The 12994-nt window shown below is 59.2% G+C and carries 11 protein-coding genes and 1 pseudogene; 9 read left to right on the top strand and 3 right to left on the bottom strand.

Annotated elements, in window-relative coordinates; all coding sequences use genetic code 11:
* Positions 1-99: 99 nt before the first annotated feature.
* Both AC0L25_RS21260 and AC0L25_RS21255 read left to right on the top strand, forming a co-directional pair.
* Positions 100-331 (top strand): annotated as a pseudogene (locus tag AC0L25_RS21260) (ATP-binding protein); the annotation flags it as partial.
* Between the two features lie 38 nt (positions 332-369).
* Positions 370-1536, top strand: a complete 1167-nt coding sequence (locus AC0L25_RS21255) for an NAD(P)/FAD-dependent oxidoreductase (protein WP_473597317.1) — start codon at positions 370-372, stop codon at positions 1534-1536.
* Positions 1537-1690: 154 nt separating this feature from the next.
* Here AC0L25_RS21255 and AC0L25_RS21250 read toward each other — a convergent pair whose 3' ends face one another.
* The 3 genes from AC0L25_RS21250 to AC0L25_RS21240 all read right to left on the bottom strand — a co-directional run bounded on the left by AC0L25_RS21250 (position 1691) and on the right by AC0L25_RS21240 (position 3181).
* Positions 1691-1858, bottom strand: a complete 168-nt coding sequence (locus AC0L25_RS21250; RefSeq protein WP_473597316.1) for a transposase — start codon at positions 1856-1858, stop codon at positions 1691-1693.
* A gap of 287 nt (positions 1859-2145) precedes the next feature.
* Positions 2146-2412 carry an SDR family NAD(P)-dependent oxidoreductase gene (locus AC0L25_RS21245; RefSeq protein ID WP_473597315.1) on the bottom strand — a complete coding sequence of 89 codons (267 nt, stop codon included), beginning with the start codon at positions 2410-2412 and terminating at the stop codon, positions 2146-2148.
* A complete protein-coding gene (locus tag AC0L25_RS21240; RefSeq protein ID WP_473597314.1) occupies positions 2396-3181 on the bottom strand; it encodes an acetoacetate decarboxylase in 786 nt (261 codons plus the stop codon). The genes AC0L25_RS21245 and AC0L25_RS21240 overlap by 17 nt, the downstream gene beginning before the upstream one ends.
* 1223 nt (positions 3182-4404) lie before the next feature.
* On the opposite strand from AC0L25_RS21240, the gene AC0L25_RS21235 reads away from it, so the two are divergent.
* From AC0L25_RS21235 to AC0L25_RS21205, 7 genes are all read left to right on the top strand, one after another.
* Positions 4405-5271, top strand: a complete 867-nt coding sequence (locus AC0L25_RS21235) for a radical SAM/SPASM domain-containing protein (RefSeq protein ID WP_473597313.1) — start codon at positions 4405-4407, stop codon at positions 5269-5271.
* 1024 nt (positions 5272-6295) lie between these two features.
* Positions 6296-6457 carry a hypothetical protein gene (locus tag AC0L25_RS21230; RefSeq protein WP_473597312.1) on the top strand — a complete coding sequence of 54 codons (162 nt, stop codon included), beginning with the start codon at positions 6296-6298 and terminating at the stop codon, positions 6455-6457.
* Between the two features lie 89 nt (positions 6458-6546).
* Positions 6547-7791 (top strand): lysine N(6)-hydroxylase/L-ornithine N(5)-oxygenase family protein, encoded by a 1245-nt coding sequence (locus AC0L25_RS21225; protein WP_473597311.1) that lies wholly within the window; start codon positions 6547-6549, stop codon positions 7789-7791.
* A 944-nt stretch (positions 7792-8735) separates the two neighbouring features.
* Positions 8736-9788, top strand: coding sequence for a TlpA disulfide reductase family protein (locus AC0L25_RS21220; protein WP_473597310.1), 1053 nt, complete (start codon positions 8736-8738; stop codon positions 9786-9788).
* A 600-nt stretch (positions 9789-10388) separates the two neighbouring features.
* Complete coding sequence (locus AC0L25_RS21215; RefSeq protein WP_473480562.1) at positions 10389-10787, top strand: CCE_0567 family metalloprotein; 399 nt, start codon at positions 10389-10391, stop codon at positions 10785-10787.
* A complete protein-coding gene (gene fdxB, locus AC0L25_RS21210) occupies positions 10784-11101 on the top strand; it encodes a ferredoxin III, nif-specific (RefSeq protein WP_473480560.1) in 318 nt (105 codons plus the stop codon). The genes AC0L25_RS21215 and fdxB overlap by 4 nt, the downstream gene beginning before the upstream one ends.
* 671 nt (positions 11102-11772) lie before the next feature.
* A complete protein-coding gene (locus AC0L25_RS21205; protein ID WP_473597349.1) occupies positions 11773-12786 on the top strand; it encodes a 1-aminocyclopropane-1-carboxylate deaminase in 1014 nt (337 codons plus the stop codon).
* The last annotated feature ends 208 nt before the right edge of the window (positions 12787-12994 follow it).

The raw sequence follows: 12994 nt of genomic DNA, 5'->3' as shown, positions 1-12994 counted from the left end.
CACACGCGTCCTTCTCGCCCTTGGCGTGGGTTTGGCGCCCGCTGTCGATGTCGCCGACCTTGAGCCCAACGAGGACAGGCTTTTGCCTTCCTCGCAGTCGCGACCGCGGACGGCAAGGCCATTGTCCTGGTGAGCGACGATGGCAGCCGGCATTTCGCCCAGCAACCGGGCGCGCATCTTCGAGCCATTCTTCACCACGCGCCGCGATTCAGGCGGCACCGGAATGGGCCTCGGCATCGTTCTGGCCCTGCTGAAAGCGCATGATGGCACGATTCGCCTGGTTGACTCCGAGCGCGGCACGCGCTTCGAGATCATCCTGCCGGCTGCATGATCGACACGGGCGGTTCTAACCGGAAAGGCGAAAAGAAAGTGCGCTACGACATCGTCATCATCGGCGGAGCCATCGTCGGCTCCTCGATCGCCTATTATCTGCGCGAGGAAGGGTTTTCGGGCTCGATCGCGCTGGTCGAGCGCGACCCGCAGTTCGCCCATGCGGCGACGACGCTGTCCTGCGCTTCGATCCGCCTGCAGTTTTCGATTCCCGAAAACATCCGCCTGTCGCAGTTCACGCTGAAACTGTTCCGGCGGCTTACGGAAGAATTCGGGGCCGACGCCGATATCGGTTTTCGCGAAGGCGGCTACCTCATCCTTGCCGGCGAGAACGGGTTGCCGATCCTTGAGGCCAACCACCAGACGCAGTTGGCCGAGGGCGCCGACATCGTGCTTGAGGATGCGGAGGCGCTCGTCCGCCGGTTTGCATGGCTGTCGGCCGAGGGCATCACCGCCGGCGCCTATGGCCGCAGCGGCGAGGGCTGGTTCGACGCGCATGCCATGCTGATGCTGTTCCGCAAGGCGCTGCGCGAGAAAAAGATCGATTTCATCTCCGCCGATGTGATCGGCATCGAGCGGCAGGGCGACCGTGTCACCGGCGTCGGCCTCGACAATGGCGAAAGGCTCGACGCCGGTATCGTCGTCAACGCCGCCGGGCCGAATGCCGGAAAAGTCTCGGCAATGGCCGGACTGGTGCTGCCGGTGGAACCGCGCAAGCGCAATGTCTTCATCTTCGAGGCGCGCGAGAAATATGACGATATGCCGCTGCTGGTCGATCCCTCGGGCATCTATGTCCGGCCGGAAGGCTCGGTCTACATCACCGGCGGGGCCGAGCCGGAAGACGGCGACGGCCCCGCCGACCCCAACGATTTCGAGCCCGACTGGCCGCTGTTCGAAGAGGTGATCTGGCCGGTGCTGGCGACCCGCATTCCCGCCTTCGAGGCGATCAAGCCGACGCGCGCCTGGGCCGGCCACTACGACTACAACACGCTCGACCAGAACGCGGTGATCGGCCCGCATCCGCAGGTCAGGAATTTCCTTTTAGCCAACGGTTTTTCCGGCCACGGCCTGCAGCAGGCGCCGGCGGTCGGCAAGGCGCTGGCCGAGCTGATCGTGCATGGCGGTTATCACACGGTGGACTGCTCGGCGTTCGGGTACAGCCGTGTCGCCGAAGGGCGGGCGTTCAGGGAATTGAATGTGATCTAACGCTGGCGGGACAGCCCCCTCTGTCCTGCCGGCCATCTCCCCCGGGGGGAGATGGCAGCTTCACTGGCGGCTCCAAACTTCTAGCCTTGGAGATTGGCGAAAGCAGCGATGACGGCCAATCTCCCCCCTTGCGGCCAGGGCTATCGCACTTGAGTCATGAGTAGAGATAAGCATCGTTCCAGCCTGCACGCATCATTTTGCCGCGCATGGTGTCCTTTTTGCTGTCGGCTCGAAAGGTATTGAGGCAGAAGCGCCGAAGCAGAGCGAGGTTTTCGGGGCCGTGATCCTTTCTGGTCCGGTAGTCGTCCTCGCGGAAGATCATGTCGAGCTGCCAGCGCAGGCCATTCTCGACAGCCCCAATGACGGCGCACGACGGCGAGCAGGTCGTTGGCGGACATCGGCGAGAGCACATAGAGGCAGCGCTCTTCCTGCCGTTTGCGGTCGATCACACGCGTGCGCTTGACTTCGCCGATGGCCGCGAGGCCGGCAAAGCCGTGCTTGCGGCCAAGTCCTGGCGCACGCACGACACGTGCCGTCCGCCGCTCCAGGTGTCCGTGGCTCACCTCCCCGGTAACGGCCAGCGCCACCTGGGGCGTTGGCCGTCCTGCGTCAGCCGCTTTCCACCTGCTCCTCGTTGCTGTCATCCATGCCAACCCCGAGCGCACGTTTGCCCATCGGATCGATCTCGGACGCGGCCTTTTGCGCCGCGCTGTGATCAAGATCCGCAATGACCACTCTTGCGCCCTCGCGAGCGAACATGAGCGCAATCTCCTTGCCGATGCCGCTCGCGGCTCCGGTGATCACTGCGACCTTGTTGAGGAGCCGGCCCGCGGCTCCGTCGGCGTGCTTCGATAAGATCTCATTCTGCAAGTTCATGGATTCTTCCTTTCCGATAGTGAGGCTCGGCTTCCGCGAGGTAGTCGTGGACGACCTTCCCGAGCGCGAGCGTGAGATCGGCGACGATGTGAACCGCCGAAACGACTTCCAGCACCGGCAGCTCGGCGACTGGGGCCAGGGCGTGGGACCAAAGGTTCAGGGCTGCCGGACCAGTCCACGCCCCTCTGAGCTCGACGTCCTCCAAGTGATATTCCACGAGCTCACAGATGCGCGGCGTGCCGTCGACATGCGGAATGATTTTGACGAGGAAGTTCGGTTCGGCGAGCGAGGCCTTTACGCTCGCGAGGTCGGCGGCTCGGTGCTTGTAGCCCATGGTACCAGTCGCGACGCGGACCGGGCCGTAGTCGAGCGTGCCCACCAGAGTGTCGGTTTCGGTCCGAAGAGTCGGACTTGCGAGCTTCTTGGGAAAGCCCCACAGCTCGCGCCCGCCGGCAATCGGCGGATGGTCGTTGAGAAACATGCAATGGGTGTAGCTGCCCTTGCGTCCGCGGAACGTGACCGGGATGACTTGCCCGCTTTCCGTGTAGTCGCCGAAGCCGGTCGAGTCCGGCATGCGAATGAACTCGAATTTCACGAGAGCTTCGCGCACCTGAAGCGGCTCCGGCACGAGGTCGCGCAGTTTCTGCGGATCGGTGCGATAGGTGATGATCAGATACTCCCGATTTCGGAAGCGATATGGGCCGGCCGGGTAGGCCGGGCTGGTCAGGGGCATAGCGAAAGCTCTCCCACGGACGGTATCTTGGTGCATGGTTTGAAATTCCTTGTGCTGGATCAAGTGGGCTTAGATCGGTCTGCATGATGGCGGCGAGGCTCTCCGAGGTGCTGTCGTAGCCTCGTAAGGGATGCATGGCGTAATCGCGCGTAGCCATTTTGCGCCGGGCAATTGCATTGGGGCGCGATCATTGGCGATGGTCGGACGCGGTTCCATGGCTACGGTTGTGGTCGAGACGCAAGATTCGAGGTAAAGTGATTTTGTTCCTCATTTGAAGGCGCTGCTTTCCGTCTGCCCTCGTGATAGGAGGAGGTGGAGTGGCGGCCAGCTCCGATTTCTCCTTATGACGGGGTTTGCGGATCGATGCGCATGCGCCATGCCAAATGAGAAATCGTTCGAGGCCCCGCAGGACAGACGGCCTCGGCGAGCCAGTAGAGAGAGAAGGTCTTCGCCTCACGCGGATCAGATACGAATTCCCGAGCACTGCGGTGATGTAGCAGGAAGGCCTGCGACGCCACCAAACCTTTGTCGCGAAAATATGGAGGTGACGCGGTATCCGCCGTCTAGCGAAACAGCATACGCAGCATCCGGCAGCACGCACTCGACGGCCGGGCCTCACGCCGGCTTCAGGAGAAAAGATCAGCTATGAGCCGGCAGGCAATCGCTGCACGCGGCGGTCAGGTCGTGTAGATCTTCCGCGCACACAGCCGGCGCCGAAATGATGCTAGATGATGAGCCGACGCCAACATTACCGCAGGGGAGACAGCCAAGTCTGTCCTAAAGCGTCTGACGATGAGTGATCCAGTCCATCAGCTGACAGCGACAAAAAAACATGTCTGGTCCAAACACCGGCCGCCTTGGGCGAGAGGTTCTCGAAGCCTACTCATGCAGTTGCTGCGGTTAAGCGCGCTGGCACGGCCTTTGCTGGAGATGCGGCAATATTGAGTGGGGGCTGACCGCATGAGAATGCGCGAGACGATTGATGGTCTGCTACGCCATCTCGGCGGCGCGCCCGCTCAACGGTCACGGCTACACCTTTGGCAATGGCTGACGCGCGACATTGCGGTTGCGCCGCCCTGCCGCGCCGATGTGCCCAAAGTTCGTTCATAGTTCGCTCGGCAGATTGAGGAAGCCGGCCGTTGACTGCTGCCCAGGCGGAGATGGCTGGGTTCATTCGGAACGTCTTGACCGTCGGTATCATGAGCCAAAGACACCATGCTGGACGTTATGAATGGCCAGACGAGTGGGAGTCATAACAAATGATTTTACCGGAACTGCGCTCTGCTATCCCAGCCGGCAGAGTTTTGGAGATAACGACGACCACAGGATGCATCGTGGGATGTTCATATTGTCCGCAGGACAAGTTCGCTGACCGGCAAAGAAAAGTATCTGATACGAAGCATCTTAGTCTTGGAGATTTCAAGCGCTGTCTGGCGCGCGTACCAACCTCCGTCGACATTAGTTTTGCCGGGTATTCTGAGCCATGGCTCAATCCGGATTGCACCGAAAGGGTCGAGCACGCTTCCGCCAAAGGCCACGGCATCAGGATTTTTACGACGCTTGTGGGAATGAAGGGGCGGGATCTACAACGCTTGCAGGCGCTGCGGTTGGGGGTATTCGTGGTTCATGTTTTTGATGATGGCGCCCACATGAATAGCCGCCTTGTCGGAGACAAGTATCGCGATTTGGTTGGTCAACTCGTCGACGCCGACATCCCATCAATTCGATTCGTAGTTTTGGGCGAGCCCCATCCCGATATCGCCGACATTATCCCTGCCGAAGCCCTAGTTCGCGCGCGACCGGTGAGCAGCAGGGGTGGAAGCGTAAATCCCAAGATTGTAGAACCACGGCAGCCAGTCGTCGGACCGCTGATATGCGTGGACGAACGACAGTATCGGAATGTTCTCCTTCCAAACGGCGAGGTTACTCTCTGCTCCATGGATTTTGAGCGGCGTCACGTACTGGGCAACCTTCTATGCGACGAATACGGCGATCTCTTTAAAAGCCCAGTTTTTTGCGAAATCGTCGATCGCATGAACGGGGCGGATGGTTTTCTGCTCTGTAGGATGTGTGAATTTGCCGATCCAAACGACCGGGTGCTGACTGGGTGCCGGCCGACCGCCTGAGAGAGGCGGGCCGGCGAATGCTGCTTTGGACTGCAAATGCCCGGCGAAATCATTGCGTTTTTCGCGTCACGCGAGCGTGATCCCGTACGCGCGGGAGTCGGCCTCGATCATTTACGAGGCGAGCTCATCGAAAGTAGTCGTCGGCCTCCAATCGAGCTTGATGGCCGCCTTGGAGGCATCACCGATCAGCAGTCAACCTCGATTGGCCCGAAACAACGTTTGTCTATTTAGATCAGCGCTTGGTTATTCCTGCGTTCGCGGCCCAACTCGTCAACACCTTCGCCTTCCCAGAATATCTCCTTCCCGACCCGCCTGGAGGCAGCCTCGACAAAGCTGCGGACGAATGCGTCTCACTGGTCGCGAGCACCGTCAGGCTCGTGGTGCTGCAGGATGGGGCACACGGCCTCGACATAGCTGTGTGACCGTCTTTAGCTGGATTCTGCGTCTCAAAAATCCGGATCTCGCCTCCATCTTCCGCAAGAGCGAGAGACCTCCTGGGACCCCCGGCTTCCGAAGGCGCCTTTTCAGATTCCCGCCGCGAGAAGTGGCGAGAGCCTTTTTCCGCGCCACAGTACATGAACCTGCGTTGCTGGCCGTCCTAAGAGAAAATTCCGATGCGGAGCTGCCCTATTAGCTACCGGCTCCTGGCAAGAGGACGGCGACGCGGCAAATCGGCCACCGGCGCAAGGTTTCCCCTCATTGTCGGATACCCGACAGGATCACAAACCCGCTAACCCTTGTTTCATGAAATTTTCCTTCTGGCACGTTTGATGCAGAGGATCTTCCGAACACATCAGCGGATGCCCTCATATGAGCAGGCTCAGGGAAAAATGCTGTCGCCGCATGCGAGATCGCGCCCTCGCTGACAGCCAAGTCGGTCAAAGGTCGGCGCATCATGGTGGAGGCGGGCGACTTCGCCCGATTAAAACACGGAATAAGATTGGAAAGCATCTCGCTGACTGATACGCGATCATCTGCGCGACCGCAGATACGTCGGTCCCGTCCACGCTCACAAGTCGTGGACATGAGTGTCGATCTCATCACTTGGACGGGATCCATGGGCTTCACACCCGACCATACGAAAGCGGGGACAAAATCTAGCAAATCCAGCGGCACCGAAGTCGAGAATGCCCGCATGGAGACTGAAGCCGATGGCCAGAGCCGATATTCCTTCAACATCGCCTAATTGGGAAGCACCTTAGAGGAGCAAGACAAGTGGAGCTCTCTTGCATTGGAGTGGGAGCTGGGCCGTCTAATTTGAGCCTTGCGTGCCAGATGCACGAGCAAATTGGGCAAGGGGCACTGTTCTTGGATCGGCAAGTCGACTTCCGCTGGCACCCAGGCAGCGCATTCGATTCCTCGGAGCTTCAGGTCAGCCACTTCAAGGATTTGGTCACGCTGGTCAACCCGCGATCAGCCTACACTTTCGTGAACTACCTGCATGAGAACGGGCGTCTGTACCACTTCCTGAATGCACAGTTCGAAGCCGTGCTCAGAGCTGAGTTCGAGCAATACCTGAACTGGGCCTTCTACAGGAACCCGCTTGTCCGCGGCGGCGAGACGGTGCGCGAAATCCGCTTTGACGGCGAGTTTCGGGTGCGCACCGATAAGGCGGTTCTCGCCGCCAGAAACGTCGTGGTCGGCATTGGCAAGCAGGCGCATATTCCGCCGCAGTTTCAGGGCTGGACTGGACGCAATCTGTTCCACTCATCTGAATTGCTGCACATTCATCCTGAGGTGCACAAAAAGCATGTCTGCGTGGTCGGCGGGGGACAGTCCGGAGCCGAGGTGCTGTTGCACCTTGTTGGTCTGCCAAAAGAACGGCGGCCTGTCTCGATAACCTGGGTCTCGCAGCGCGAAAACTACCTGCCCATCGACAACAGCCCGTTCACAAACGAGTTGTTCATGCCCTGCTTTTCGGATCGTTTCGCGGCAATGAGCGAGCCGCAGCGCAAGCTGTTCCTGCGGCGCTTCGTGCTTGCTTCGGACGGCATTTCGGAAAGCATGTTGCGCGCGATCTATCAGGCGCTATACCGCCACGCGTTTCTAGAGCCAAACCGATGCGATATCACACTGCGGCCGGGCTGCACTGTCTCGCACTGCATCAACGCCGGCGCGGGCCACAGACTCACCCTGCAGCACGGCATGGAGGAGGTCGAAGAAGTCACGGCCGACATCGTCATCCTGGCCACCGGTTACGAGAACGCGGTGCCAGGCTTCTTGGAACCGATGGCGAACCGGCTGGAAAAGATCGACAACGAATTGGCTATTCGCGAAGATTTTTCGGTGTGCTGGGAAGGACCGCGTGACAAACGCATCTTCGTACAAAACGCGAGCCTAGGACAGCGTGGGCTGGCTGATCCGAATCTAAGCCTGCTGGCCTGGCGAGCGCGTCGCATCCTCGACAGCCTTCTGGGGCGCGCGCCGTGCGCCAACCCCGAGCATCCCAGTTTCATCAGCCCTACCTCTGTAAAGAACTGGTCCGACACCGGAGCAGAAGAAATGGGCAGCGGGATATGACCGGCCGACGGCGGATCATTGGCGGTGGCATCCAAGGAATGATTCTGGCTTCGCTGCAGCGAAGGCCAAGCCTTCTCCCAAGTCTCGTGACTGAACCGGCGCACTGCATAATTCTGCGAGGGTGCATTTGCGCTACGGCGGTAAAGGCCGTGTTACGTTGCTCACTCCGAATTGCGCAGTGGTCTTGACGCCCATGGATGGGTCGGTGGAGTGAAGGGCTCCCGCCCGTCGCGATGCGTGTCGTGTTTGGATCGGGTGAAGCAAGTGATTGGGACTAGTTCAAGGAAACCCGGAACCCGGCTCGGGGCGCTGACCGTTCCTGCGGGAGCAGAGGCGAATGCCTGAACTGCGTACCACCTACCAGAAACCTTCCCAAGCTCGCTCACGAAAAATATGGGACGTGCATGCGGCGTGACGTCTAGGCAAACAGCTTACGCAGCACCCGCGGCAGCTCGAACTCGATGGCCTGGCCCCTCATGACCCGGCTCTAGGAGAAGAGGTCAGCCATGAGCCGGCCGGCAGGCATTCGCACGCGCGAGCCAGTCGTGGGGTTACCAGCTCTTCGAGCCGGGCGCCGAAGTGCTCCTGCTCCACTAGGCGAGGCCAATCTTACCGTCGGCAATACAGCGAACGTCTTCGCTGTCCTAAAGCGACTGACGCATGAGTGATGCGTGTCCAAAAGCTTACAGCCGGCTGAAAACATGTCGGGTTCGAAACAATCGCCGTGTTGGTCCTGTTGGACTTTTGAAGCCAATAAAGCATTTGCCGCGCGCCAGGCGTGCTGGCACGGCCTTTGCTAGTTGAGGTGCGGCGATGGTGGGTGAGCTGACCCGCATGAGAATAAGCAACACGAGTGATGGGCTCAGGTGTGTTCCGTTCCTGAGGGTAGAGCCAGATTGCTCATAGACGCCAACAAGGGTGTGGGAAAAGCTTTGGAGAATAACATGGTGTTGCGGATTGGATGCGGACCTTGTGTGGCGGCGATGCCCCGTCTGATGCAGCTACAGGAAAAATTTCAAACCAGCGGATTTGAGGTCGTCGGAGTCGCAGCTAGCGAAGAGGGCCCGACCGCGGAGGAGACGCGGACGAGCTTGGATGCTTGGCTGATTCAGAGGTTCCCCAATCTAAATTATCGGATCGCGTTCGATTACACAGGCGAAATGAACAGGCTTTGGATGAAGGCGAGTTCTTCTCTCGGAATTCCTGCCTCGTTCCTGGTGGATCGCGACGGCCGCATCGCATTCATCGGACACCCGGCGGAACTCGATGACGTTTTACCCAAAGTTATGGACGGCAGCTGGCGCAGCAGCGATGAAGCGAAAGCCGCCGATAAGGGGCGGATCGATAGGAACCAACGCACTGCGCGCGAGCTGGCGCTGACCGAACCGACGTACGCCAAGCTCCAGCCGGCGCTGCAGGCGGGGAATTGGAAGGCGGCTCTCTCTACCGTCGAAGGAGGCCTCGCCTTGGTGCCAGACAATTACGGGTTCCGGCATACTCAGGCGGATCTTCTGCTTCACAAGCTGCGCGACATCGAGACCGGCTTGCCAGCTATGCGTCAATTGGTCGAGGACGCTATCGACAAGAAGTTTGAGGCCGTGTCCTGGATGGTAATGGCCCTGAAACAACTCTTCGATCCCTCGACGAACAACTCCCATCTTCCCCATACTGAGCGCTTCGCAATGGGCAAGGAGCTGTCTGAACAGATCTTGGCACTGAGTTCCCCACAAAGCGACGGCCCCCTTAAATTCGTTTGGTACGTTCCGGTCGCTCAGTACCACTACGAGTGTGGCAACAAGGTTCGCGCGATCGAGCTGATCGACGTCGCGCTGAAATCGCTCGATTTTCCGGAGCCAATGCCGGACCACATCAAACAGTACTACCTTACCCCCTTGCTCCAAGCCTTGGCCAACTACACGGGTGAGAACGCCTGTTCCGCGGATCTTTGCGTGATTCCGCAAAATAAGGCTCCGGAAAGTCAAAGCGCAGCCGCCTGATGAGCAAAGATCACAAAGGAACCACACCTGGAATTGAACCCTCAATCCCAGTTTTCTGCGGCGGCGCGCCCGCAGGAAGTATGCCCAGGCAGCAGAGGGGGGGATAGTTTGCTGCAAGTAAAGGCTCCGACATTAGTGACCAACAAGCGGATACGGCGCGGAGGAGAAGTTCGAGCCGAATTTGGCATGTCTTGGAAGGCAACACAGTCCAGGAAGTGTTCGAGATCGGCCACGAAGACGTCAATTGCGTGGAATGGGGCCCCCCACGCCAGCCCGCGGTTGCGCAGGTGTGCCCGAACCCGGCGTACCCGAAAGCAGAAATCCTCGGTTGCGGACGAGGATTGGAATTGAGGAAACGAAATCTCTCACGCAGCGCCTGGCCTGCCGTAAACAAGGACGGCGAGCGTCTTGCCCCTGTTTGACCAATGCCTCCTGCGGCTTATCCGATGCTAAATCGGGGACCGAGCTGCTGGCGGCTTTACCGTCACCAAGGAACTGCGGCGTGAGATCCAATCATGTGCGATCCGGATCGGGACGTGATGGAGGCTCTACGTTTTCACCGCAGCAGGGTTTGCTCAGGCCTGATGAAGTGCCCGCAAGGTGAAAGTTTCTGGGCTTCGGGCGCGTGCTTTTCGCGGGCAGGCAGTTGCTCATTCTGTCGAGGCGTCCGCCGCTTGGGCCTCGAGACTTTCCGGAACTGCGGATTCCGGAACCAAACTGGTCGATGACGCGACTGCAGCTATGCCTATTGCCATGTCGTGCGAGCGTGAAAAGACCGATTTTCAAGGAAGGATCATGTCAAACTTGGATCAGATGGTGAAAAAGGTCCGAAAGCTTCAACTGCGCGCAGCAATTGCTAAGACGAACTTGCGCGACCTTGCCGAGGGTCTTCCGGTGAAATGGACTGAGATAGAGGAAGTGGCCGAGAAAGCGCACGCCGTTTATGCGGAGTTGCATGGTGCCAGGAGAGAGCTCGCGAAAATGAAGACTTTACGATGAAGGGCGAATTCATCACCCGCGACGGCTCCAGATGGGTGCCGGAATATCTGATGACTATAGATGGCAAGATCTGCATCGGCTGCGGGCGCTGTTTCAAGGTCTGCTCGCGGGAGGTCATGCACCTTTACGCCGTAGATGACGCGGGTGAAATCCTCGGCGCCTGCGACGGCGGTGACGACGACTTCGATGGTGAGCTCAATCGCATGATTATGGTGGTGGACCATGCTGGCCGATGCATTGGCTGCGGAGCCTGCGGCCGTGTCTGCCCAAAGAACTGCCAGACTCATGTCGCGGCCGACCAGATCTCGGCCTGAGCTGCATGATTGACGAGAGAAATCAGGAGAACGGCATTGCGCTTAATCATCTTTTGTCGGCTCCTGGGGATGGTCCTATGCGGCAACGCTGTGACGGTTTACTTAGCGTCGGATTCCATCCGTCTGGCCGTCTTCACGACGCTAGTCTTTTGGCTGGTTCTCCAGGTGGCCTATTTTGCAAACCTTCTATTTCTAATCTGGCGGTCCAGCGGCGTTCGCGGCGAGCAAAGGGCTGAGCTTTTCGTTAGCTCCCAGAAAGTTCAATTCCGGTCATCAGACAGTGATGAGGTGAGGAATGAATCTTCAGATGTGCGCCAGCGCAATCTAATGCTCGGCATGGCAATGCTCCTTCCTTGAGGCGCCGTGACAAGATAAAGCACAGGTTCCTATAACTTCGGGGCAACCATTATCGAGGTGATCATCGCGTGCGACAATCGGATGCGGCCGCGTTCTGGTGATGACCGGCATCGAAGCAGGTTTCGCTCCATAGCTATCGTTCGGACCACAACAGCGCCCGGGTGCTTCGTCTCGACCGCGAACGAGGCGCCGGATAGCATTAACAGCGGCCTCTTTTGAAAACATCCGAACGTGCCGGCTCACAGTCAAACGCATCTCTTAGAAGCGCTCGTGCACCGCTAGTTTCCGGGCAATCACGTACCACTGGAGAAAATATGCTGAAACGGTTCGCACGCTACCCGCTCACCTTCGGACCCACCCCCGTCGAGAAGCTCGACCGGCTCGGCAAGCATCTGGGCGGCAAGGTGGAAATCTACGCCAAGCGCGAGGACTGCAACTCTGGTCTCGCATTCGGCGGAAACAAGCTGCGCAAGCTTGAATACATCATCCCCGATGCGATCGCGTCAGATGCGGACACGCTCGTCACCGTCGGCGGCGTGCAGTCCAACCACACCCGGATGGTGGCAGCGGTCGCCGCCAAGGTCGGCATGAAATGCCTCCTGGTTCAGGGGAGCTGGGTTCCACATGACGATGCCGTCTACGACCGGGTCGGCAATATTCTCTTGAGCCGCATCTTGGGCGCAGAGGTGCACCTGGTCGACGAGGGCTTTGACATCGGCATCCGCCAAAGTTGGGAAAAAGCCCTTGATGAGGTCAAGGCAAGGGGCGGCAGGCCCTATGGGATACCTGCCGGTGCCTCTGTCCACAAATACGGCGGCCTTGGTTATGTGGGGTTCGCCGAGGAGGTGCGTGCGCAAGAGAAACAGCTTGGGTTTGCCTTCGACTACATTGTCGTTTGCACGGTCACCGGTTCAACGCATGCCGGCATGATCGTCGGGTTCGCCGCGGACGGTCGACAGCGCAAGGTGATCGGTGTCGATGCCTCTGCGACTCCCGCCAAGACAAAGGCGCAGGTGCTTGGCATAGCACAACGTACAGCGCTGCTCGTCGAGCTCGGAACGGAACTCATCGAGGCTGACGTCATATTAATCGAGGACTACGCGTACCCGCGCTATGGCATTCCATCCGAGGAAACGAAGGAGGCAATCCGGCTGTGCGCGCGGCTCGAGGGCATGATTACCGATCCCGTCTATGAGGGCAAATCAATGCATGGAATGATCGACCTCGTGAAGAGAGGCTTCTTTCCAGAGGGGTCTAATATCCTCTACGCGCATCTCGGCGGCGCGCCTGCGATCAACGGGTACGGTTACGCCTTCCGCAATGGCTGACGCGCGACAGACGCGCTACGCCATGCTGCCCTGTGGGCGATATGAACCAACTGGAATTCCCATAAGCTAACGTGGCAGCGTTCAGGAAGCGCCGTCGGGTGTGCGAGCAGCGATGCCTGATGGCGCGCGCACTAGAGCACGTCCCGTGATCGATGAATCGATTGTGATGTGACGACGAGCTTCTCCGGTGATTCAACATCCACCTTGA

This window comes from Mesorhizobium sp. WSM4813 (assembly GCF_055811555.1).
This window is presented reverse-complemented; position numbering and strand designations above follow the sequence as displayed.

What these genes read in the sequence shown, in the direction of transcription:
- AC0L25_RS21250 (WP_473597316.1), bottom strand. Translation starts at nt 1,858, where the DNA reads ATGATCTTCCGCGAGGACGACTACCGGACCAGAAAGGATCACGGCCCC.
- AC0L25_RS21245 (WP_473597315.1), bottom strand. Translation starts at nt 2,412, where the DNA reads ATGAACTTGCAGAATGAGATCTTATCGAAGCACGCCGACGGAGCCGCG.
- AC0L25_RS21240 (WP_473597314.1), bottom strand. Translation starts at nt 3,181, where the DNA reads ATGCACCAAGATACCGTCCGTGGGAGAGCTTTCGCTATGCCCCTGACC.
- AC0L25_RS21235 (WP_473597313.1), top strand. Translation starts at nt 4,405, where the DNA reads ATGATTTTACCGGAACTGCGCTCTGCTATCCCAGCCGGCAGAGTTTTG.
- AC0L25_RS21230 (WP_473597312.1), top strand. Translation starts at nt 6,296, where the DNA reads ATGAGTGTCGATCTCATCACTTGGACGGGATCCATGGGCTTCACACCC.
- AC0L25_RS21225 (WP_473597311.1), top strand. Translation starts at nt 6,547, where the DNA reads ATGCACGAGCAAATTGGGCAAGGGGCACTGTTCTTGGATCGGCAAGTC.
- AC0L25_RS21220 (WP_473597310.1), top strand. Translation starts at nt 8,736, where the DNA reads ATGGTGTTGCGGATTGGATGCGGACCTTGTGTGGCGGCGATGCCCCGT.
- fdxB (WP_473480560.1), top strand. Translation starts at nt 10,784, where the DNA reads ATGAAGGGCGAATTCATCACCCGCGACGGCTCCAGATGGGTGCCGGAA.
- AC0L25_RS21205 (WP_473597349.1), top strand. Translation starts at nt 11,773, where the DNA reads ATGCTGAAACGGTTCGCACGCTACCCGCTCACCTTCGGACCCACCCCC.